General features: G+C 38.5%; 11 protein-coding genes and 2 pseudogenes. 7 read left to right on the top strand and 6 right to left on the bottom strand.

Features of this window, described 5'->3' with window-relative positions; translation table 11 throughout:
• Positions 1-23 precede the first annotated feature (23 nt).
• Positions 24-1,107 (bottom strand): annotated as a pseudogene (locus ACP6PK_RS07465) (RNA-guided endonuclease InsQ/TnpB family protein).
• A 1,308-nt stretch (positions 1,108-2,415) separates the two neighbouring features.
• Positions 2,416-5,922, bottom strand: coding sequence for a family 10 glycosylhydrolase (locus tag ACP6PK_RS07460; RefSeq protein WP_426559071.1), 3,507 nt, complete (start codon positions 5,920-5,922; stop codon positions 2,416-2,418).
• 2,109 nt (positions 5,923-8,031) lie between these two features.
• Here ACP6PK_RS07460 and ACP6PK_RS07455 point away from each other — a divergent pair.
• From ACP6PK_RS07455 to ACP6PK_RS07445, 3 genes are all read left to right on the top strand, one after another.
• On the top strand, positions 8,032-8,829 hold the full coding sequence (locus ACP6PK_RS07455; protein WP_426559070.1) for a creatininase family protein: 798 nt from the start codon (positions 8,032-8,034) through the stop codon (positions 8,827-8,829).
• Positions 8,830-9,322: 493 nt separating this feature from the next.
• Positions 9,323-10,072: an XDD3 family exosortase-dependent surface protein gene (locus ACP6PK_RS07450; protein ID WP_426559080.1), complete on the top strand. Its 750-nt coding sequence runs from the start codon at positions 9,323-9,325 to the stop codon at positions 10,070-10,072.
• A 404-nt stretch (positions 10,073-10,476) separates the two neighbouring features.
• On the top strand, positions 10,477-10,596 hold the full coding sequence (locus ACP6PK_RS07445; protein ID WP_094673949.1) for a PEP-CTERM sorting domain-containing protein: 120 nt from the start codon (positions 10,477-10,479) through the stop codon (positions 10,594-10,596).
• Between the two features lie 583 nt (positions 10,597-11,179).
• On the opposite strand, the gene ACP6PK_RS07440 is transcribed toward ACP6PK_RS07445, so the two are convergent.
• The 4 genes and pseudogenes from ACP6PK_RS07440 to ACP6PK_RS07425 form a co-directional block, all read right to left on the bottom strand.
• Positions 11,180-13,732 carry a glycogen/starch/alpha-glucan phosphorylase gene (locus ACP6PK_RS07440; protein WP_426559069.1) on the bottom strand — a complete coding sequence of 851 codons (2,553 nt, stop codon included), beginning with the start codon at positions 13,730-13,732 and terminating at the stop codon, positions 11,180-11,182.
• 1,446 nt (positions 13,733-15,178) lie between these two features.
• The gene (locus ACP6PK_RS07435; RefSeq protein WP_426559068.1) at positions 15,179-17,914 is read right to left on the bottom strand and encodes a bifunctional acetate--CoA ligase family protein/GNAT family N-acetyltransferase; all 2,736 of its coding nucleotides are present in this window, start codon (positions 17,912-17,914) and stop codon (positions 15,179-15,181) included.
• A gap of 277 nt (positions 17,915-18,191) precedes the next feature.
• Entirely contained in the window at positions 18,192-18,440 is a 249-nt protein-coding gene (locus tag ACP6PK_RS07430; protein WP_426559067.1) for a hypothetical protein, read from the bottom strand.
• A 565-nt stretch (positions 18,441-19,005) separates the two neighbouring features.
• Positions 19,006-19,983: pseudogene (locus tag ACP6PK_RS07425) on the bottom strand (IS5 family transposase).
• A gap of 232 nt (positions 19,984-20,215) precedes the next feature.
• On the opposite strand from ACP6PK_RS07425, the gene ACP6PK_RS07420 reads away from it, so the two are divergent.
• The 4 genes from ACP6PK_RS07420 to ACP6PK_RS07405 all read left to right on the top strand — a co-directional run bounded on the left by ACP6PK_RS07420 (position 20,216) and on the right by ACP6PK_RS07405 (position 24,674).
• The gene (locus ACP6PK_RS07420) at positions 20,216-21,184 is read left to right on the top strand and encodes a DUF928 domain-containing protein (protein WP_426559066.1); all 969 of its coding nucleotides are present in this window, start codon (positions 20,216-20,218) and stop codon (positions 21,182-21,184) included.
• Positions 21,185-21,352: 168 nt separating this feature from the next.
• On the top strand, positions 21,353-21,487 hold the full coding sequence (locus ACP6PK_RS07415) for a hypothetical protein (protein WP_256386598.1): 135 nt from the start codon (positions 21,353-21,355) through the stop codon (positions 21,485-21,487).
• Between the two features lie 205 nt (positions 21,488-21,692).
• On the top strand, positions 21,693-21,866 hold the full coding sequence (locus tag ACP6PK_RS07410; protein ID WP_210407468.1) for a hypothetical protein: 174 nt from the start codon (positions 21,693-21,695) through the stop codon (positions 21,864-21,866).
• Positions 21,867-21,983: 117 nt separating this feature from the next.
• Positions 21,984-24,674, top strand: a complete 2,691-nt coding sequence (locus ACP6PK_RS07405; protein ID WP_426559065.1) for a bifunctional serine/threonine-protein kinase/ABC transporter substrate-binding protein — start codon at positions 21,984-21,986, stop codon at positions 24,672-24,674.
• The last annotated feature ends 254 nt before the right edge of the window (positions 24,675-24,928 follow it).

The raw sequence follows: 24,928 nt of genomic DNA, 5'->3' as shown, positions 1-24,928 counted from the left end.
CAACTGAGGCCGTCGGCGGTTACTCATCCACAAGCATTCACGGTCAAGCCGACCGCATCTCTCAAATTTATACTGGCGTTTAAATCTCTATCTATTGACAATCCACACTCTGGGCAATCATAAGTTCTCAGATTTAATGGCATATCTTGAACGTGACCACAGTTTGAGCAAGTCTTTGACGATGGGAAAAACCTATCAACTACTACTAACTCTGAACCGTACCATTGGCACTTATATTCTAGCTGTCGCCTGAACTCATAAAATCACTATCTGCTATCTGATTTTGCTAGCTTATGATTGCGCAACATTCCCCTGACATTCAAATCTTCAATTGACACAATGCCGTGGTTTTTGGCTAAGTATGTTGTCAATTTATGAAGTGCGTCTTTGCGGATGTTAGCTACTTTTCTATGCAAGCTGGCTATCTTCAGTTGTGCTGCCCTCCAATTAGCAGAGCCAATCTTTTTATGACGATGTAGATATTGCTCTCTTGATAATTTAGCTTCAAATCTCCGATACGATTTCACGCTCTCAAATATTTTCCCATCACTCAAAGTAGCTAATGTTTTTACTCCTAAATCTACTCCTATAAGATCAGTTTTTTTGGGTGTAGTTGTTGCATTAAATTCATAGCTACAGCTAAGATACCAATCACCTGCAAGTCTACTAATGGTGATTTTTTTTGTGGTCGCCTCAATGGGTTCATAAGTCTTAACAATACCGATAAAAGGTAATTTATGATTCCATCCATTTAATTCTATTGGTTTTCCACAATTATCTATTGTGAATGAATCATGTTTACCCTTCTTTTTAAACTTTGGGTGTTTTCCTAATCCTTTAAAGAACATGCATGAATGCTTCACCTAAATTTATGAAAGCATATTGGTAAACTTTAGATGACAAGTTTTTCATCCAAGGGTATAAAGGCTTTGTATGGTTGGTAAAAACCTCTCTTAGCTTACGGGCATTGGGCTTGTAACCATTTTTATAAGCAACATTCCACAAGCTTAAACCCCAGTTGTAACACCACCTACTGTAGCCTGCGTGTTGAGCCATCAGAGTTTTCTGCTTGTTATTAAGTTTGAGCTTGGTTCTAATGGATTTCATTGACTTGTGAACAAACTTAGTCTAATAGTATGCTTTATAACTTATTATATCGTTATTCTTTGATTAAGTCAATGCTCCCTATTCCATTGAGGTACTGATAACTGAAATGACTCCCGAATCCTGTCTCCTGACTCCTAAGTGGTAACCTAAATATTTGTAGCAAAAATTGGCTTTGTTGTATGAAAGTAGCAATGGAACATCCGTTTCACTGTGCGACATAAAAGTGAAGCCTAATGGCAGCTATATCGGTCACTTTCGGTAAATTGATGTTTTCTTCATCTATTGGACAATAGTTATGTTTAGTTTATATACAGTCAGAGGAAGGGATAGAACATCTGTTCCGCTTTCCTACGGAATGCTACGCAAACGCGTTTCGGCTGTCGCCGACATGAAAGGCGGAGCCTAGCGGCAGCTATAACGCTCACTTTCAGTAAATGGATGTTTTCTTCATCTATTGGACAATAGTTAGGGCTTGCTGATTAACTAGCTATTAGCTTTTAGCATTTCCTAACGGAATGCTGCCTCTTGCAGAGGAGCTGCGCTAACGCAAACAGCTAGCCTCCTGCGGAGGAACTGCGTTAACAGCTTGCAGGGGCGATTTCCTCCGGAATGCTGCCTCTTGCAGAGGAGCTGCCTCTTGCAGAGGAGCTTCGCTAACGCTAACGCTAACGCAAACGCGAATCGCCCCTACTGGGTTTAAATCCCCTCCTAAACGTTTACTGCTGATTGCTGACCGCTGACCGCTGACCGCTTTTTAAATATAAAAGCATTGACAGATAAATGTTTTAGCTTTTTGGATCTTTTAAAAGTGCCAGCTTTTTAGACCCAAAAGCTGAAAAACTGAGAATTATATCATGTCTGGTAGCATCGGTATTGTATAGAGAAGGTAAGGAAGAAGGCTCATATTATCTAGGAGAGAAGGAAGAAGTTGTAAGAGAAGGAAAAACCTTACTAATGGTATATTGTTCCCTAACTTTTACACGCTCCGATACCAACGGACATGATATTAAAGGCTCACTATGGCAGAAAAATCAAGGGATAATTCTTCGGACTACCTTCTCTATAATTCCCATTTCTAATGATTTGAATACCATGAATTTTTAAATTCGTATTCAATATAAAATCTATAGTAATCCGCGCATAGGTCGCAGGTAATCAAAAAGTGAATAAAAAAACTTAAACTACCACCTGTTGCCTGTTGCCTGTTGCCTAAAAAACAGTAATATTTTTGACACGAATATGCGGAGGATTGCTATATATCCTTTCATGCAACAAAAGCCGCAAAAATTTATCAAACTGCTATAAAACCTACCACCTCTTACTATTTAACCGCACCCGCTCACCATAATTTAACAACATTTCCAAAGAAGTCAAACGATTTTTCCAAGTCTGAACTTGATAAGGATTTTCCTTAGCATGAACACTCATAGAAGTTCTAAACTTTAACTGAAATTTCCTGAGATTTCTTTTAGCATTATTCAAATTACTATTATCAGGATTATCCGCTAATTTTTCCAAAGCTAATGCCAATTCGTCTGCTTCCTTACGCCAACTCTCAAGTTGAGATTCCCCCAGAGAAAGTTGCTCATTTCCTAACAAAAAACTCCATTCTTTTTTCAAAGCTTGAAAACGATCTGCTGCTGCTGCAAATGGTTGACGATAAGGAATTATTCCCTCCACAACATGAGAAGGTTTACTAAAAGCATTTAAAGAAGCTCTTCTGTTGTTAGCCATTTCTGGCGCACCTTGAGTGCGAGTCAAAAATCCATGGAACCCACCACTAATTCTTTCCGCAGCAAAAATAATATAACCCCCTGTAGGTAAATCTCGTGCTGCTTGAATCTGGTCAACTGCTACAATCTCAGGAAGATTCAAAAGCTTAACCGCTGGCGTTATTAAAGTGCTACCTAATACTCGTGTGTCTGTCAGAGGTTGGGTAATTTGCTGAAAGCGACTCGTATCTAAAGCATAAGTCATGGGAGTCAGTAGATCGATCTCCTCATTGAGAACCCAAGTTTCCCAGTCTTGCTGAATTTTATCAAAGCGTTCATGGCGGGGAAAAGGAAATACTGCTGCCGAAAGAATCAGATTTGGATATTTCCGTTTGAGAAATCTAGAAGTATCAGCAACAAAACTATTAACCTGATTAATCTTAAACTCAGTCCACTTCCATAATTTTTGCCGATCGCGTGATGAAATCTTCATCGGATCTATCCCATACAACTGCCGAAACTGATTCCGAGCTGTCGTACTATAACCATAAGAAAAATTTCGACTAGGATTTTGAAACGGATAGCGAATATAGTCAAGCTGAATCCCATCAACATCATACCGAGTAGCAATTTCATCAATTATCTTGAGCAAATATTGCCGAACGTAAGGATTAGCCGGGTCCATATAAACCTTACCATCAGCAGGATGTCTTTTACGCCCCTTATTATCAGTCATCACCCAACTAGGATGAGCCGAAATTACCGGACCCAAATAACTATCTGCTTGACCAAGAGCGCGATTATGCGCTCGGTTTCCTACCGCGAAAGTCCACATCCAAGCGTGTATTTCCATATTCCTTTCACGGGCTAACTTGACTGCTGCTTTCAGAGGGTCCCAAGAAATTGTTAAAGGATTTTGTCTGGGAGCAACATTACTGGGGTAAATGGGATAACCAGCATTAAGAGTTTCAAAGAAAACAGTATTAATACCCGCAGCAGCAAGTCGATCAAACACTCCTGCTAAACCTCGTTCAGACCTCGCCCTCACAATTGTTCCCCGGTCTAACCAAACAGCTCGAATCTCAGCCCCCGCTCTTTCTCCATCAGTGGGGTAGTTTTGCCATAACATTTGTCTTGTTTGCAGCCATTGATTTCTCGCAGTAGCATATTGTTTGGCTGCCACCTGTTGGGGAAAATTTTGAATTACCTGACGCGCTCTAGTTATTACTTGTTGAGCATTGCTAATTTTTCGATTTCTTTGAGCAATAAATGTAGTGTTATTAGTATTGGCAGCGACCAAGCTACTATCATCTGCTGCTAAATTTACTTCTACATCTGCTGACTGCGCTGCTACCAAAGCACTTTCAAACCTACCGAGGAGATTATTTAATTCCTTTAACATTGCATAAGCTTCAGCTCTGCTAATAGGATGGTTTCCTCGCCTAATGTCTAAACCAGGAGCTGCTGATTCTGATGAACGGTCTCTTTGGGAGTTTGGTACTTGCACTCCTCGTCTGAGAAAGGCACTTAAGGGGTTAGGGCGAGAGGATGATGTAGTTGTTTGTTGTTGGGATCTGTTCCAAATATTCTCTCTGTTATTGGTCGTTTCTGGAGTAGAGTTGTCAGGAGAATTAACAGGGAAGTTGTTGTTACTAACAGTGTCAGTTTTTTGCCTTTGTTCATTTCTCTGTTGTTGGAAACTGTTCCAAAGAATTCCTCCTCTATTATTATTTGTTTCTAGAGTCGGATTACCAGTGGAACTAACCGGGGTATTTTCTTCTACAGTTTCAAGCTGCTGATTTTGCTGGTCTCTCTGTTGTCGAAATCTTTGCCAAACATTGTTACTTTGGGAAGTTGTTGTTGCCTCCGAAACTGAATTATTATTTTGACTTAAGTTTGTTTCTGTTAGTTGACCAGGAGTTTCAGGTTTTTGAGCATTTATCCTTTGCTGCTGAGTTCTGAGCCAAATATTATTTGTATCTGGAGTCGAGTTGGGAGTTATAGTAGTAGGTTGATTTGTGCTGGAATTTTCAGCAGTATTTACAGATGTAGTTCTAGGTTGAACCCTAACTATATTAGAATTTTCATTTTGTTGACTAGGACTTCCAGATTGTTGTTGAGTATTTATCCTTTGCTGCTGAGTTCTGAGCCAAATATTATTTGTATCTGGAGTCGAGTTGGGAGTTATAGTAGTAGGTTGATTTGTGCTGGAATTTTCAGCAGTATTTACAGATGTAGTTTGAGGTTGAACCCTAACTATATTAGGATTTTCATTATTTGGTCTTGGTGAAGGAGAAGTACGAGGTCTAATTTTAAGAGGATTAGAATTATTCGTCGTAGGTAAAGTCTGTGTATTATTCCCTGAAGGAAAAGGATTATTATTTCTGGCACTAAATTGTGGTTGACTTTGATAGCGATTCAAAGTAGCTCGCAACCAAACACTATCTAAAGTAGCAGATTCACTATTTCCCCAGTGCCAACCTAAATAAGTAGCTTGGGGAGTAATAACTACCGCCGAAGAACCAGAACTTCCCTGCCAAGTCGCCGCCGTTGTGCTGTTTAACCCTGCCGGAATTAATATTCCACCTTCGACTTTACCTTGGCCGTTTACTTTTGGTGCCCAACTTGTAGATTCTTTGCAGGCAATATCTAAACAACGATATTTAGGCTCTGGTGTAGTAGGTTGACTTAAGGGAAAAGCCCAATAAGAACCAAGAAGCGATCGCAATTGTTGCCTTACCCCTGGCTGAGATTTTTTACCTATTTGACCAGTAGCTATTAATTTTCCTCCCTGCTTGACCCACTCTTCAATAATTTGTACTTGAGTTTGAGTTAAAGTTTCAATGTTTGGTAAAAAGATAACTTTAACTCCAGATAGATCAGCTAATGTATTTATTTGTCTTAAATTAATAGGTTCATAACTAATACCTAAACTGCGTATTCTTGTAATAATTTGATTCCATTCATCTGTCTTTTGGGGGTCTCGAATTATCCCTAGTAAAGTATTAGCTCTACTAGGGCTTGGTAACAGTACCATCAAACTTAGTAATGTACCCGCCAACCTTGGTAAAATTCCTGTATATAAATCCTTTTTTTTACTCATTACTCCTCACTTTATAATTAAATTAAATTCACAACTAATTGTTTTCAATAAATTGATTCATAATCGCTTTAATTTATAGTTAGTTGTGTAGTTTCACCGAACTTTTATCCGATCAAACTCTATTGGTAAATAATGGATTATACATCCACATCTGCCTATAATTAATTAATTGCAATTATCTATTTTAACTTAACTTCCTGCATTTTCAGCCTAATTCATTAGACTTATGGATATAATCTCAAACAGTAATTTATTTGCTCTCTTTGAGGAAGATACTATAATTTTTATGAGGCCAGTATGGATGAAAATATAGAAAACGCAAATCATTAAATATTTTCTATTAACATATTAAATGTTTTATGTCAAGCAACCATATTTTTACCATATCGATATTAACTACTATGTCATTTCAGTTATCAGTTATAAGTACCTCAATGGAATAGGGAGGCTTGAAATACTGAATTTTCTTTTTTTATCCCCTTTCAAGGGGAGGCTTGAGACCTTATTTTATGGTCAAATTTCGAGTATAATTTTTTAAATTAAGCTCGACAATAGAATTAAATTAAGTAGTGTTTATTTATTCTTTACCAATCAATTAAGCAAAGATTCAGGAATAAATACAAATTAAATCTGAGGTAAGCATTCAGCTATTAGCAGTCAGCTATCAGCAATAAGACTCTGTGGTTAAGGACAGGGTTTAAATGAATATAGACTTTGGAACTGACTTTTGTAGTAAAAATCTTTCTTGCTCAATTAATAAAGCTTTGATAGCTCACTAAAAGCAATAGCTGATAGCTGATAGCTGACGGCTGAATGCTTAAAATCTGAGGGAGTTTCTATCGGTATTTTTCTAGAATTTACTGCTAATTTACAATGCAGAAAAATTTACTATCAGTAATAAATGATAGGTAGACAGTAATCTTTAGTTAATCACAATACAAATAGATTTTACTTATTCCTAAAGGGGAAATATACAGTCTGAGACCAAGCAAACTCCTATACAATTAAAACTACTGTTGATAATTAATAGATAATTATTATGACTATTTTTGGTATCTATAGGTACAAAAAAAAATCAGGAAAATATGAACAGCTTGACGAATATAAGTTTTAGCTAATTTGTAAAATAAAAATTAAAGATTATTGCTAAAAAAAAGGTTAAAAAATACTCCTATGGCACGGGAGCAGGATGCTCCCACTACTTCCTAATCTTTCCCCTCTCTTTTTCAATAGATCTCAAATGGGTTCTATCAAGAAGAGGATTGCCTAAAAGGAATTGTTTTTCTTCTTCTTGGTCGATTGGATATGGTGTTAACGGAGTGGCTCTGAAGAGAGCTGGTTCCCCGCTCTTGCAGAACCGCTCCGCTTTTTCGTATAGGGAATGCTCCGCTTTTCATGTCAGCGAGCAGCCGAAACACCATCTCATCCTGACGGACTGCTTCGCAAACGACCACTTTTTTCTCTATGAACCGAGAGGCTTTATACCTTAATTTTTCAGTAAACTTTTAGGCAACAGGCAACAGAGAAGAAGGAAAAAACTGTATCTTATGAAGATTATAACCACCATATTTGAGATTTTTAGAGCGCAGTAAAATTCTCACATTTGAATTCCTGATTGCTATAAGTGAGAAAGGGGATTGACAAAAAAATTCTACATGGTATTATTAAGGATAATGGGAAAAGTTTGCTCATATATACTCAAATAAATTTGGCCAAAAAACCTGATTTTCCAGCTAGCCAGTATGGTGGGAGGAAGTCTGATAACTGAAAACAGAAAAAATCATACAGTCTGGAAAAATCCTGAGAAACCACTACAAAATTATTGACTGACTCGGAAGTGGAGGTTTTGGAGATACCTACTTAGCTGAAGATTTAGATATACCAGGAAATCCTCAATGGGTAGTTAAACATCTATCACCAAAAAGTTCAGACCCAGGAGTTTTGCCTGTCGATCAAAAATTGTTTGAGAGAGAAGCAGAAACCCTATACAAATTAGGCAAAGACTCAGACCAAATACCAAAATTATTTGCTCACTTCTAAGAAGGAATAGAATTTTACTTAGTACAAGAATATATAGAACGGCACGATACACGATATAGGATTAAAAAGATGCACAATTTCATCCCACCAGAAAGATTTTTTCCCTATCTCACCTGGCAAGATATTGAGACAATGCCAGATAAAGAAAATGTAGTAATTATTCAACCAGTAGGTTCCATCGAACAACACGGACCCCATCTACCCTTAATTGTTGATTCAGCGATCGCCACTTATGTCACGGGTAAAGCACTTGCCAAACTCGATCCGAATACTCCCGCTTATGCTTTGCCTACCCAATATTACGGCAAATCTAACGAACATTGGCATTTTCCTGGCACCATTACCCTCACCGCTCAGACTTTAATGGCTGTTTTGACAGAAACAGGAGAAAGTATCTATCGCTCTGGGTTCCGTAAGTTGGTATTTTTAAACGCCCATGGTGGGCAACCTCAAGTCATTGAGATTGTGGCACGAGACTTGCACCAAAAATATGAGGATTTTTTACTATTTCCGCTCTTTGCTTGGCGCGTACCTAATCCTTGTGAGGAATTGTTGACGCAGAAGGAAATGGAATTAGGTATTCATGCTGGAGATGCTGAAACTAGCGTGATGCTATCCATGTTGCCAGATGTGGTGAGGATGGATAAGGCGGTGTGCGAATATCCTCAAGGTTTGCCAGAAGATAGTATGTTGAGTATGGAGGGAAATTTGCCTTTTGCTTGGTTGACGCGAGAGTTGAGTCGTAGTGGTGTTTTTGGTGATGCTAAGGTGGCGACTAAGGAAAAAGGCGATCGGATACTTGAGGCTTTTACTGATGGTTGGGTACAGGTGATTAAGGATATTTATGAGTTTCGGCAGCCAAGTTAAAGTCAAAAATTAAAAGTTAAAAGTAAGATTTTATCGGCTCAAAACTTGGGAAGTTAGAAGTTGTAACGGGGATGGGTGAGCAACCCTCCAAAAACATTTTGCCTTAAAAGGTAAAAAGTTTAGAGCTGATTTATTTAAACCCCATCCTTAAGGGGGGTATTATAAAAAAACCTAAAAAAAGTTTTTCCAAGTAAAATGAGGCATTAGCATTAAGCATAATTAATCTAATGGGAAATGATTCCCCATGACTTGCCACATTACCTCTAATATTCCGAACTCAAAAAATAGGAGAAAAGCTATGAATTTTCCCAGTGCTTTATCATGTTTGAAAAAGCAAACTAACTTAGCATTATTTCTCAGTGCAACTTTGACACCGTTCTCTGTATTTTCTTTACCCGCTCAAGCCTGAGTTTTACACAATGGTTGGTCTTATTCCATAGATTCTTTTAATGACAGTATACAGAATAATAATGTTGGTGGTACAGATTATTAAATATATAGTACGGCTGTCAAAGCAACTGCTAATGAATTAATCTTTGTTATTAATTCTAATTTGTCTTTAGGGGGTGTATATAATCAGTTTGCAGATGATAAACATACAACCTATGGCGATTTAATTATTAATCCCACTGGTGCAAGTTTTGATGCTGCAAATAGTAGTGGAAATCTATTGGCTATTCGCTTTGCTAGTCAGAATGATTCAGGTGTATCTGGATTAGGTTTTTTTGGTAGCGTAACTGCTAAATCTATTGCTACTGAAAATGGCTTATTATTTAATAATTTAGCAGCTTCTAATAATTATGTAACTAACAATGGAGGAAATCCTAGTAATGGAGATTTAGCAGCTTCCGATCCTTATTTTAATCAAGGTACTCATGTTCCAAATGTTATCAACTCAGGTGTTAAAATTGGTGATATTAATTTCGTGTCTGATGTTGGTGCTTTAGGTTTAGATTTTGGTTATTTCGGAGCAGTTGGCAGCCAAACAATAGCATTTAGCGTCGATCGCTCTCTCTTACCAGAAAATCTTTTTGATTGGGTATATCATATTAATCCAGAATGTAATAATGATGTCACAATAGGAATAATTGATACGGCTTTCTTAGATTATATTCCGGAGGAATTGTCTATAGATGAAAAGAAACCAGATAGAAGAGAAAGTACACCCGAACCTTCTGTATTATTAGGCTTAGGAATGTTAGGTTTAGGCTTGGGAGTTTGCCGTCGGCGTCAAGTTTGTTAATAGTTTTTACTCTGTAAAAGTTGAATATTCAATTCTTATCAAAAGCCAGGTTTTTTTTGAATAAATCGGGTTTATTATACAGAGCTTCTCATATTAATGAGATACAGCTAGTAGGTTGGGTTGAGGAACGATATTCGTAGCTTATCCGCAGGATAAACCCAACATATAATTGTTGGTAGATACAGTTTTTCTGGCTTCAGTCAGTCAGAAATAATTTTGTTATTTTCAGCCTCAATTTTTCTAGTCGTAAGTTTCCAAAAGTAATATTCACAACTCAAAAAATAGGAGAAAAGCTATGAATTTTACGGGTGCTTTATCATTTTTGAAAAAGCAAGCTAATGTACCATTGTTTCTCGGTGAAACTACGATCTTTTTTTTACTAAACCGCAAAAAGTTGGTTTGGAATTGGTGATATCTATTACACACAAGAGCCTAATGATGTTCCTGAACCAGCTTCAACTCTTGGATTGTTAGTTTTAGGTATCATAGGACTTTATTCTCGACTTAAAACACGCCGTTCATAAGACTTTGGTCTGCAAATTTTCTTTTTTAAAGCCTCCGTATATCTATATTTTAGCCTATTTTCAGGCTTTATTTTTTTTAAGCATCACTAGAGAGGGGGAACTGCGGAAACAGGGGAAAGTTTTGAATCAACTTTTTCAGAGTTTATTACTTCCCAAACCAAACCTCGCACACTTCCCACACTCTGCTTTTTGGGAGAATGAAACAACCCTCCTATTTGCCCACCCTACAACTGTTGCTTATCAATTGACATACTCCCGACGTTGCTATATTCGCGACCAAGCGGGATTCTTCAGTCAGCAAAAACTGACCGCTGTTTTAACAGAGGTGATGTCCTCCCCCTGTGATGACGCTTACAATAACAAAATCCTCCTAGCTTGTCAAGGGCTTATGAACGTTTAGCTTGTGGAGGTATCCGAATCTTTGCCCTGGCTTTCCCATACGACGCTAAAGGTGCGGGAGAGCGCGGGACTTCCCGCCAGGGAAGTTAAATCAGGACTTACGCAAATGCTTAAATAATAAGCTATCTGTAGAGGGCAAATGCCATTTGCCCCTACTAGATATGACGGTTCTGCGTAAGTCCTGTTAAATCTGACAATATCTTTGTAAACCTGCTGTTTCCTGACTATATGCTTCCATATCAATTTTCACAGGCTCAACATTCCAGATTTCTTGACAATATTCCCAGATAGTACGGTCAGCAGAAAACTTACCCATATTAATCGAATTAATAATAGACATCCGAGTCCAATGTTCGGGGTCGCGATAAGCTTCATTTACCCTTTCCTGACAATCAATATATGATTGATAATCAGCCAATAACATATACTCATCTTTTTCTAGTAAAGATGCTATAAGTGGATGAAATAAATTTGGCTTACCTGGTGAAAAATGACCAGAAGCAATACGGTCAATTACCTGCCGTAATTCTTTGTTAGAAGTATAGTATTGCTCAGGATTATATCCCTCATATTTTAATGCTTTAACTTCTTCAACAGTCAATCCAAATAAGAAGAAATTCTCAGCTCCCACAACTTCTCGAATCTCAATATTTGCTCCATCAAGAGTACCAATAGTTAAAGCACCATTGAGGGAAAATTTCATATTTCCAGTACCAGAAGCTTCTTTTCCAGCAGTAGAAATTTGTTCAGAAAGGTCTGCAGCAGGATAAATTCGCTGACCAATAGATACAGAGAAATTCGGGACAAAAACTACCTTAAGGCGATCGCGCACGTCTGGGTCATTATTAACTATTTCCCCTACAGCATTAATCAATTTAATAATTAATTTTGCTATATAATAACCTGGTGCTGCCTTTGCTCCAAAAATAAAAGTACGGTGCAAAATATCTGTATCTGGATTTTGTTTAATCCGATTATAAAGAGTAATAATATGCAGCACACTTAACAGTTGACGCTTATATTCATGGAGTCTTTTTACCTGAATATCGAACAAAGAATTAGGATTAACTACAACCCCAGTCTTTTGCTCAATATAAGTAGCCAAATCTTGTTTATTCTCATACTTAATCTGACTCCAATTATGGCGAAATTCCGGGTCATCAATAAACCGCTCAAGTTGTTTAATTTCCTCTAAATTCTTAATCCAGTTTTTGCCAATTTTATCTGTAATTAGTAATGCCAACTTAGGGTTACTAATTAACAACCAACGACGGGGAGTAATGCCATTAGTTTTATTCGTAAATTTCTCCGGCCAAAGTTCGTAGAAATCTCTCAAAACATCTGTTTTCAAAAGTTGAGTATGCAATGCTGCCACACCATTAATAGCATGAGCGCCAGCGCAAGCCAAATGAGCCATCCGTACCCGCTTTTCTGGAAATTCTTCTATCAGTGACATCCTTGCTAAACGCGCATCATCACCAGGATAGCGTTTCTTAACCTGCTCTAGGAAATGGAAATTAATTTCATAGATAATTTCGAGATGTCGTGGCAGCAGAGTAGCAAACATACTAACTGGCCAACGCTCTAGAGCTTCTGATAGCAGGGTGTGGTTGGTGTAGCCAAAAGTATTCTGGGTAATATTCCAGGCTTTTTCCCACTCCATATCATGTTCGTCTATCAGCAGTCGCATTAATTCTGCAACGCCAATGGAGGGGTGTGTATCATTCAGTTGAATAGCTGCTTTTTCGTGGAAATTGTCTAAATTGGGATTTCGTGATAAGTGAGTACGGATGATGTCTTGTAGAGAACAGCTAACAAAGAAATACTGCTGCTGTAACCGCAACATTTTACCTTGGAAGATATTGTCATTGGGATAGAGAACTTTGGAAATATTTTCAGAGACAGTCTTATCTTCGACAGCGCGGTTGTAGTCGCCAGAGTCGAAAATTTGCAGGTCAAATTCATTACTAGCTTTGGCACTCCAGAGGCGCAGGGTATTAACTGTGTTGGTATTGTAGCCTGGTACTAGAGTATCATAGGGCATTCCAATTACTGTCCGTGCAGGTATCCACCGAACGCGGTAGTTACCTTCTTTATTTGTATAAGCTTCGGTGTAACCGCCCAGTTTAATTTCTACTTGGTCTTCATGGCGGGGTATTTCCCAAGGGTTGCCAAAACTTAACCATTTGTCTGGTTGTTCTACTTGGAAGCCGTTATGAATTTGTTGTTTGAAAATGCCAAATTCATAACGAATACCGTAGCCCATTGCTGGAATTTCTAGGGTAGCAAGGGAGTCAAGGAAACAGGCTGCTAGGCGACCTAAACCGCCGTTGCCTAAACCTGGTTCTGGTTCTTTTTCAATTAAGTCATCCAGTTCAAGACATGATTCTTCTAGGGCTTGACGCGCTACTTCCCAACAGCCAACGTTAACCAGATTTTTGGCTAGTTGACGACCCATGAGAAATTCTGCAGAGAGATAATATACTGTCTTGACGTTTTGGTTGAAGTAGGTTTTAGTAGTTTTTAGGTAACGATGGAGGAGGCGATCGCGCACTGTATATGCCAATGCCATGTAATAGTCATAGGGGGTGGCAAACTCTAGGTCTTTCCCCTGTATATAATATAAGTTATCGGCGATCGCTCGTTTGATGGTATCGAGACTGGTACCTGTACGATCGTCTTCTACTTGAATTTTTACTTTTTCTGTGTAAGTCTGTTCTTGGTGTACTTCTTGCATAATTTGAGAATTTACTAATCTTAACTATTTATTGACAACGCTCAAACCATATTGACAAGCCTTTTGAAGACTTAGTAGTAGTCAGTTCCATATTTGCTCAATCTTAGCAAATACTTATGGAAATAAGTTTAGTTATATTAATTTATTTCAAGACCAAACCAAGAATATTTTAGTATAATGTAATAATATCAAATCCATTCAATAATTGATAATTGATAATTGATAATTGATAATTACCTCTCCCTAAAACGGATAGGATTGAATAAAAGGAAAATAAATTCATTGTTTCTCTTGATCTAGTTGGCTTTAAACCTTAATTATTCGGTAATATTTAGTGTAATTAGATAAGGAGGCAGGAGTCAGGAGGCAGGAGGCAGGAAGCGGGAGTCGCGAAGGGAAGAGAATTTAGAAAGATTTGGCAATGGCTGAAGATGGAATTTTTTTTTGTACCGAATTAAGCAGATTTGATATAATATTTTCCCTGATAATTTTTAATTTATTGACAAGCTTTTCAATTTTTACCAATCCCAAAGAAAAGATAAAATATTAGACAAATTTCAAAAAATTAGTGTACTAACCTCTCCAGGTTAAATACTTATAATTAGGGCTTGCTTTTTTAATGAGTGGGGGAGTGGGGGAGTGGGGGAGTAGGGGAGTACGGGAAATTAAATATTGAAGTGTAATTATCAAAGATATACTATATAAGCGGATTCTATATCACTTATTATTGAGACATCATAATATAGCAATTCCCAAGAAGCGTGAGGTACAAAATTCTAGCTTTTAGGGAACAGGGAATAGGGAACAGGGGATAAGGAATAGAAAAGAAATTCAAGAGCTTGTGTACCTCATAAGCTTGAGAAACGCTATATAGCAATCAAGAATGATTTATATCATGTCCGGTAGCATCGGTATTGTATAGCAAAGGTAGGGAACACTTAACTGGGAGGAAAGCTTAAGAGCAAGAAAAAAACCTTAAATTTCCTCTAGATATCCAACATTGGCTTTACACAAACGATATCAACGGACATGATATTATGAGATATTTCAGAACAATTAAGATAAATCAAAATCCTTCCATATTCTGACTCTTGATATAGAATCGGGATAATTACCATAGCTAAGTCCGCAGCGACGGTCACTCCGTGGAAGGTTTGCGGAGCATTCCGGAACGGATAGCAATCTCAGGGGCGTATTTCGATTGCTTCCGCTTCGTCGCTGCGGACGAATATTAACCGAATTCTATATGACTCCTGACTCCTGACTCCTGACTCCTAACTACCGCTAAAATCTCACAACTGAAATATGATACCAAATCCGGTTATCAAAAGCTAATCTTTCACCTCTAACCATCTCCCCATCTCCCCATCTCCCCATCTCCCCATCTCCCCAAAACTCTATAAACCGGATTTAGTATGATTGCTATATCTAGTAAAATTGTCAAAACTATAAATCTATTTTCGCCTCTACTACACCAGCACCACGTTGCAACTGAAAACCAACCTTCTCACAAACTCTTTGCATAGGTGTATTCTCAGCTAAAACCGTAGCAACTATTCGCTTTAACTTCTCATCTCGACCCACCTGCACCAATCGCAACAGTAACTCAGTACCCAAACCCTGACGTTGATAGCGATCGCTAACCAACATCGCAAACTCAGCCTCATTGACCCCATGTGACTTACTCAAACGACCCACTCCTAAAATTTCATGGCTTCCCGTTTCTGGATTTTTATAATCTGCCACCAATGCCATTTCCCGATGGTAATCAATAAAGCAAATCCTAGTTAACCGTTCGTGAGCAATGCGCCGACTCAACTTCAGAAAATTAAAATACCGCAAATACACACTTTCCTCTGACAACGTTTTGTGGAACTGAACAATCAACGGTTCATCCTCTGGGCGAATAGGGCGAATAGTCACCTCCTCGCCATTTCTCATTTGCCAAGGTTCTATATATTGAGTAGGATAGGGACGAATAGCTGATGATGGTAGATTCTCTACACCCACGCTCTTATCATGGAGAACTATCCTTGCGTCCAAAGCAATCAATCTTTCCGCAGAAGCCAACAGAGGATTAATATCAATTTCCTTAATCCAAGGTTCCTCTACCACCAACTGACTAAATTTCACCAATAACTTTTCCAGCGCTCCCAAATCTACAGCTTTCCTTCCCCTTACTCCTTTGAGCGCTTGATAAATTTTTGTCTGTTCCATCATCCGGCGAGCGAGAGTTGTATTCAAAGGAGGTAGAGCGATCGCCCGGTCTCTAAACACCTCTACTAACTGCCCACCCGTACCAAACACTAACACCGGACCAAACTGCGGGTCAACACTACTACCAATAATCAACTCATAGCCACGGTCTAAACTTAACATTGGTTGTACTGTCACCCCTAGAAAATGCTCAGACCCTACTTTCTCAGTTACAGAGGTTTGAATATTTTGATATGCCCATTTTACTGCTTCTGCATCTTTAAGATTTAACTGTACACCATCCACATCAGTTTTATGGGTGATTGTCTCGGAAAACAGTTTCAGCACCACTGGATAACCAATTATATTAGCACGTTCCACTGCTTCTGCTTCATTTTTTGCAACCAAGGTCTGCACAATGGGAATACCATAAGCAGCTAAAATTTGTTTTGATTCTGATTCTGTGAGAATATTTCTACCTGCATCCTGAGCATTTTTGATAATTTGCTCAACTATAGAACAGTTTGGACCGCTTTCTTGTTCTTGTGCTAGCAATGGAGTTTCATAAATACCCTGTAAATTATAATTGTACTGCCACATAAAGTTAAAGAGCTTGGCAGCAGAATCTGGATAACGATAAGTCGAGATACTAGCACGATTGAGAATAGTTTCACCTGTAGTTACCTCATCCCCTCCCATCCAACTTGCTAATACTGGTTTTTTAGCAGTCTGAGCATAATGCTTTAACTGTTCGGCTGTTTGAGTGGGATCGGTCATTGCTTGAGGAGTCAAAATTACCAGCAAACCGTCAGTGTTAGGATCTTTAATTGCTACTTCTAAAGTTTTGCGGTAGCGCTCTGGATCAGCATCACCAAGAATATCAATGGGGTTAGCATGACTCCAATGGGTGGGGAGAAATTCATTCAATTGAGCAATTGTTTCTTCTGCCAGAGGTGCAAGTTCTCCACCAGTAGCAATCAGGGCGTCCGTCGCTAACACTCCTGGTCCTCCAGCATTAGTAATAATTGTCAGTCTCGGTCCTTTTGGTAGCCGTGGCTGTTTTGCCATCACTTCTGCCATATTAAATAGTTCAGAGATGCGATTCACCCGCAGCACCCCACACCGACGAAAGGCAGCATTTAGGACTTCATCACTACCTGTGAGTGACCCTGTATGTGAAGCAGCAGCTTTAGCAGCAGCTTCAGTTTGACCAGCTTTGATTACTATTATTGGTTTTGTCAATGCTACTTCACGAGCAGCAGACAGGAATGACCGGGCATTGCCAATAGATTCCATATAGATGACAATACTTTTGGTGTGGGGGTCGTCTCCAAGATAGTAGATCAGGTCGCCCCAGTCTAAATCTAGCATTGAGCCTATGGAAATGAATGCACTGAAGCCTACGTTTTCTGGGAAACTCCAGTCGAGAACGGCTGTACAAAATGCTCCACTCTGACTAATGAAACCAAGGTTGCCTGGGTTTGCCATTGTGCTAGCAAAGGTAGCGTTAAGTCCACTATGGGGGTTCATTAAACCTAAACAGTTAGGGCCAATCAGTCGCATTTTGCCCTTGGCTGTTGCCATAATTTGTTGTTCTAATTCTATGCCTTCTGGTCCAATTTCTTTGAATCCTGCGGAGATAATGATTGCGCCCTTGACTCCGACTTCCACACAGTCGCGCACAGCATCAGGAACCATGGGAGCGGGAATGGCGATAATTGCTAAGTCAATTGGTTCTGGTATGGCTTTGATATTTGGGTAGGCTGGAATTCCTAGGACATTATGGCGCTTGGGATTAACTGGAAAAATCGTACCCCCAAAAGGATTGCTCATCAGATTCCAGAGGATTGTGCGACCCACACTGCCAACTCTATCGGTAGCACCGATTACGGCCACACTTTCTGGAGCAAATATGGAAGTTAGGGGTTGTCGTTCTGCTCTCAGAATATCATAAGTCGGATCTGTTGTTTGTATTGTTTGTATCATCTTTAGTTCTCTCTTTTGAAGTTAATTTTTATTTGTTTTTTGATCGCTTTCTCTTCAAGTGTAACCGAAAATTTGAGTGATTTGATAATGAAATCCAGAACTTAAGCTCAAGCTCAAGTTCAATAATGGATAATGGATAATTGATAATTGATAATTACCTCTCCCTAAAACGGATAGGATTGAATAAAAGGAAAATAAATTCATTGTTTCTCTTGATCTAGTTGGCTTTAAACCTTAATTATTCGGTAAATTTACTAACTTGGGCAAAATCATTAGCTCAGGCAGAAAAGCTGATGGAGGAGGGTACAAAATTAGCTAGAGTTGGAAAAATTGAGGCCGCAGTTGAAAAGTACAAAAAAGCAAAAGAACTTGACAAAGTGGCATTCATATCATGTCCCCTGGTATCGTTTGTGTAAACCAAAGGGTGAATATCTACAGGAAATTTAAGTTCTTTCGGGGTTAATACCCTTAATTCCAAGAATACTAAAGCTTTTATCCCAAATTTTTGAATTCTAAATTCGCTCATTCTGAATTCTTACCCTTTTACCGAAATAATTAATAATTAAGCAATTAAATAATTAGATAATTCACGCCTTGAAGCCTCCCCTTGGATAGGCAGGGCTGTTTCATTCTTGGTTAAGGTAGAGGGGGAGCGGGGGAGCACGGAGCAGGGGAGAATTTTTCACCATTTACACGCTAATTTTCCCCAAATTTCTCGAGCAATAATTTTGGTGTGGCAATTGATTTTTCAGAAATTTCGTTGATTTGACCAAGATGTGAGCAGGCAGCTTTTCCCTACCTCCAACACTAAAAATCGTATCTATTTTCGTAACTTTTCCCCAAATTTTTATCGACGTGTCCCCAATTCTCCTTAATCAATTATTTATTTGACTTTGAAACAGCCCTGCCCCTTGGATAGGGGAAAAAAATAAATCTTTTCCTTAGAGTGTCTTACCTCTCCCTAAAAGGGAGAGGTAATTATCAATTATCAATTAATGAAAAAACCGATGCTACCGGACATGATATCATTCCTACTCGGCTTTGTTGCATGAAGGTAGCGATCGCCAAATCACCCCCTTGTGGCGGTATAACTATAAAGTTACAAGGTAACTTTCTGGTAAGCCAGTTTGAATCATGCGGTTGAGAATCGCACATTGTATAAATAATTCAACTGCTTGAGTGTCGAATTTTCGTCTTCGTAGCTTACCTCCGAATATCACTTTGAGCCTAAACATAGTGGTTTTCCTTCGGAATGCTACGCAAACAGATAACGAACGTCGATGATAGCCACTATCACGCTTCCACTTTTTCCGTCCTACTTTCCTTATTCGTCTTAGATTTTCATCTCTAGGATGCGGTGCTGCTTTACAGTTACCATGTTGCCATATTATGATTATGGCATCTTTTCGTGGTGGTATTGTTGGTGTTGCCCCCTGCTTGCTAGCAGCATCGTAGCATTTACGCTGATCATAAGCCCCATCTCCTGAAACTTGAACTATCTGTCCTTCATTGATTTCTAGTAGGTCAGAAAATACTTGCTCATCACTAACATTGTTAGTTGTTACCACCGCACTCACAATTTCTCCTGTTGCCTGATTCACTCCCAGATGCAGTTTACGCCATGTTCTACGTTTACCTACACCGTGTTGCCTGGTTTTCCATTCTCCCTCACCATATACTTTTACCCCTGTAGAGTCTACTACCAGGTGTATGGCCTCTGTTGATGGTAATACTGGTATCTCTATGTTTAATTTGCTCAGGCGACGAGATCAAGTACTGTGGTCTGGCACTGGTAAGTCTACCCCCATCAAGGCCAATATAGATGCCACAAAACCTTCTGTTTGTCGCCCAGCCAAGCCAAATAAGGACTGTAATGTAGCCATTAATTCAATGGCTACATTGCTGTAGGTATTGGATGCTCCCTTGCGTCCTGTTTTCTCCTGATGCAGCCACTGCTCTATCACCTCTTGATTAAGCCAAAATGTTAGACTTCCTCGTTGCCTTAAGGAGGCATCATATTCAGACCAGTTGCTAACTCGGTACTTAGACTTGGACTTAGACTTACTCATATCTACTTGGTACAGTTTTTTGTGCCATACTCTACTATTTTTACCCTCTCATCGTCTTTTGTGCAACAAAGCCTTCCTACTCTGCAAAATATGATCCAGAAGCTAAAGCCAAATCTGAGGTAGTAGATGGCTCTTAAAACAGTTGTAAGCGATCGGGCATAGTAGAAAAATAATTAGATTTGACTTATAATTTGGCTAAACTTGGATAATTTTTGGAAAAAGGGAAAAAATAATGAAAATCAAAAGATTTGGTGTTGTTATTATTGGCATTTGTGGACTAAGTGTAGGGATACTCCAACCAGTAGCAGGGACAATGAAACTATCTGTTCTAGGGCAACAGTCTGGCAAAATAGAGGAATTTGATCGACCTCTTCGGCAAACTACTGTATTTCGACAACTGGTTAACAAGCAAGCTATTCAACTATGGGAAAGTGCCTTACCTATCACAGAAAAAGTTAGAGCAGCAGAGCCTCCTATCTCTGAATTTCAAAGCTTTGTTGAATATAAAGTGGCGGATAGAGATAGAGAACTTAAGATGCGAGATGGTAGGAGAATTCCTGGGGGTACTCGTGGTGGGGTGAAGTCTAACGGTGGCAGTTGTGCTCAAAATGAAAAGTCTTTTTTAGCATTAATTAATGAACGTAATCAATGGGAGAAAACCTTGGCAAGTCATCCGAATTTTTGGTTGTATGTTCCTCGTTCTAGCAGTTATATTAAGTTCAATTTAGTGGATAATTATTCTGAGGAGCAAATTTATCAGACTAAATTTAATATTAAATCGGAGGGAGGATTTATTAATTTTAAATTACCCTCTAGTGCCCCTCCTTTAAAAGTGGCTGAGGATAATCTACAAACCTATAGTTGGGTATTTACTTTGAATTGTGGAGACAAGGAGTTGTTAGTTAAGGGAGTGGTGAAAAGGATGCCAGCAAATGATAGTTTGATTAGTGAGCTAGAGTCTGCTGAAACTGTTATGGACAAGATTGATATTTATGAAAAAAATGATTTGTGGCATGAGACTATTACAGAGTTAGGAAATTTACGCCGGAGTAATCCTGATGATTTAGAGGTTAAGGATAGATGGAATAGTTTATTACAAAAATATGAGAAGAGTTTATCTGAAGGAGGTGATTTGAGTCGGTCTATTTATAACTTGAGTGAGGAACCAATTCAAGATTGTTGTGATTTAGGTGATGTATAATAAGAGTTATCAATTGTATTATGTTTAGATATAGCAATCCTCCGCATATTCGTGGCAAAAATCTTACTGCTTTTTAGGTATGGAGGGAACAGGGAACAGCGAACAGGCCGGAGTTTCAAGTTTTTTATCTACTTTTTAATTGATCACGACCTATTTAGGATTACTATAATGACTTACTGTCAAGTCTGTGGCAACTGGAATGGAGTAGAAGGAATCAATCCCAAGCTTTTAGAGAAGGCAAAAGGCAAAAGTCTGCCAGGTAAAATGAGGAACATCATTCAACCAATTATTGAGACGGTATAAATTTAGTCCTGCTGCAATCAAAATATGTTGTCAATGTGTTTTAGCTAAACCGATAGAGCAGATTTCGGACAAATGAGGTACAAGTTGAAATAGTAAAACTCTTGTGTTGCCAAAATCTTGCTCGCCAAATGTGTACCTCATAACATCGGGAAGTGTTGTATATCAAGATTGACGCCAGCCTTCTCTTCTAATGCCTTATGATATCATGTCTGGTAGCATCGGTATTGCAAGTGAGAAGGTAAGGAAAGAGGAAGAAGTAGTAAGAGAAGAAAAAATCTTGGATAAGGTAGATATTTCCCCAACTTTTACACAAGACTATACCAACGGACATGATATGAGAAATTGCCTTCGATTCCCGTATGCTTTAGCCAGGGGATAAAAAAGGAAATTTCTGATTTTTTTGCCTCCCTATTATAGGAGGTACTGTTAACGCAGTTCCTCCACCAGGAGGCTAACTGTTAACCTAGTTCCTCTGCAAGAGGCTAACTGATAACTGATGATTAATCCTGGACAAATATTACAAGACCGCTATCAGGCAATCAAACTACTAGGAGACTGTGGTTTTGGTCAAACTTGGGAAGTTGATGATGGTGGTACAAGAAAAATTCTGAAAATATTGCAAGTACCAAAAGCAATAGATGATGAAGAAATGGAGCAAGTCATTTCTCTGTTTGAACAAGAGGCAAATGTTTTAACACAATTGCACGATCTTGGATTACCAGAAGTGGGACCAGAAGCATATTTTATTGAGTCAACAGAAGATGTGGGGCCATTACACTGTCTAGTAATGGAAAAAATTGAGGGGATAAATTTATCTGACTGGCTCGAACAAAATAATCAGGGGGAACCTATAGAAGAAGAGCAAGCGATCGCCTGGTTAACACAATTAGTAGAAATTATTAGCAAACTCCATCAGTATCAGTGTATCCATCGGGATATTAAACCAACAAATATCATTCTGCGTTCTACAGCGGAAAACCAAAATAATACTATTGCGCAACAGATAGTATCTGATAATTTGTCACAGAGTAGTCAAGTTCAGCCAAAAGATATAGAAGCTAGGGAAGCCGAAAATTTAGATCCTATCTCACTGACTCCAAAAAATGTTGCACAACTAGGAAATAATACAAAAACACTTGGAGCAACAGAGGGCGACAAAAACGAAGTTGAGAACAAAAAAAGTCAGACAGCAAATCAGGAAGACTCCCAAAAACAAGAGTGGGGTCAACTAGCTTTAATTGACTTTGGCGCTACTAGACAAGTTACAGAAACATATTTAAGACAAGTAGAAGGCAAAAATGTTAGTGGAATTATTTCTCAAGGTTATACATCCCCAGAACAATATGAAGGCAAAGTAACAAGACAGTCGGATGTCTTTGCTATTGGTCGGACTCTAGTTTTCTTACTAACAGCAGAAAATCCTAGTAACTTACCCACAGAACCTCAAACTGGTAGATTAATGTGGCGAGACCATGCTACTCAAATCTCAAAAGGGTTGGCAGATTTAATTGATGAGATGATGACTAATTTGCCTCAGTGTCGTCCCCAAACAAACGAAGATATTCTCGAACGTCTTGCTACCTGTAAGGAACAAGTAGAAACAGAAACAGAAGTTGAACTTAAACCATTACCCACCCAAAACAAAAAACCCACTCCTGTAACTGAAAACCAGTCTTATTCACGACTACTCCAGTCAAAGCTACTTAATTTTAAGGGTAAATCTCAAAAAAATACTCCTCAACCTAATAAATGGTTAGGCAAAATTTCTCTATTCACATTGGGAGTAATAGCTGTTTTTATTGCTTTCTTGCCTGAAGCACCAACAACTTGCCCTCTAAAGTTTGATGACAAATTAAGTTGTGGTGAAGAAATTCTAATTCCTGGTTCGGCAACTACAGACAAAGAAGAAGGAGTTAAAGCTTTTGCTGATGCTAATTATCTTCAAGCAGTCACACTCTTAGAAACAGCTAGAAAAAAACAAATTAACGATCCAGAAACTCTGATTTACCTAAATAATGCTAAATTGGCTGCTAACAATACTGAAGCTTATACTATAGCTGTTGCAGTACCAATGACTGGTGATTCCAGATCGCTCAACTATAGTTTAGAAATCTTGCGGGGAGTTGCTCAAGCTCAAGATGCAATTAACAAAAGTGATAACCGACTCGGAGGTAATGGTTTAATTGTGATTATTGCTGATGATGTCAACTCTTCTACACAAGCTGTGAGAAGAGCAAATGCTTTGGCTGCAACTGGTCAAGTTTTAGCTGTAGTTGGTCATCTTTCTAGTCAAATTACTATGAAAGTAGCTCCAATTTATGAAGATAATAAACTGGTATTAATTTCTCCTACTGCTAATACTTCTAAATTATCTAATCGTAATAATTTTTTGTTTCGGATGATTCCATCTGATGCGACAATGGCTCAAGCAATGGCTAGTTACTTAATTAGTCAATCTGAAGATGAACAGCCAAAAGTAGCTTTATTTCATATTCCTAATGATGTTTACAGTGAATCTCTCAAGGATCAATTTAGTCTCAGTTTCACTGCGGGTCGGGGCAAAATAGTTAAAGATTTGGATGAGAAATTTGATTTATCGAGAACTGCTTTTAATGCTAGTGCTGCTATAGATAGAGCGCAGAAACAAAAGGCTACAGCTATAGTATTATTACCAGATATTTTCAGTTTATCTAAGGGAATAGAGGTAATAAAAGCAAATTGGCAGTTGAATTTACCGATCGTTGCTGGAGATAGTCTTTATAATGATTATGCTCTCAAGTTTGGTGCTGACGAAGCGGAGAGAAATCTTATAGTGGCTACACCTTGGCACAGTTTGAATAGTCCTAATCTTGATTTTCCCCAGGAAGCTAAAGCACTTTGGGGTGGTGCTGTGAGTTGGCGTACCGCTTTTGCTTATGATTCAGTTCAGGCTTTGGTTACTGCTTTGGAGTCACTCCCGGAGCAGAAAGAGTTAAATCGTATTGCTCTGCAAAAAGTTTTGGCTGCTGAAAATTTTAGTTCTTATGGTGCTACGGGAAAGATAACTTTTTTACCGAATGGCGATCGGCAGGAGTCAAGAATTAGTTTTACTGAGGTTGTTAAGTCTAGTTGTTCGCCATTGGGTTATACGTTTTTGCCTCTAGATTATCCTGTTAGTCAATTTAATCTTTTGGAATGTGAGGAGTAAATTCAGTTATCAGTTATCAGTTATCAGTTATCAGTTATCAGTTATCAGTTTATTTCCAGTGTTTAAGAAACCGGGTTTCTGGAAGGTAGATTTTTTATAATAGGGTATTTAATATAAACCGGGTTTCTATGCTTTTTACACGGATACTACCGAACATAATATTATTCCTACAACTCACTATTATTGTGTATAGAGCAAGAGTCAATTCATTTTATGAAGCACCCCACCAGAGGTGATGAGTAGTGAAATTTTGC

It is taken from the genome of Dapis hubbardiae BLCC-M172, from assembly GCF_050016015.1.
In the GTDB taxonomy this organism is placed as follows: Bacteria; Cyanobacteriota; Cyanobacteriia; order Cyanobacteriales; family Microcoleaceae; genus Trichodesmium.
This window is presented reverse-complemented; position numbering and strand designations above follow the sequence as displayed.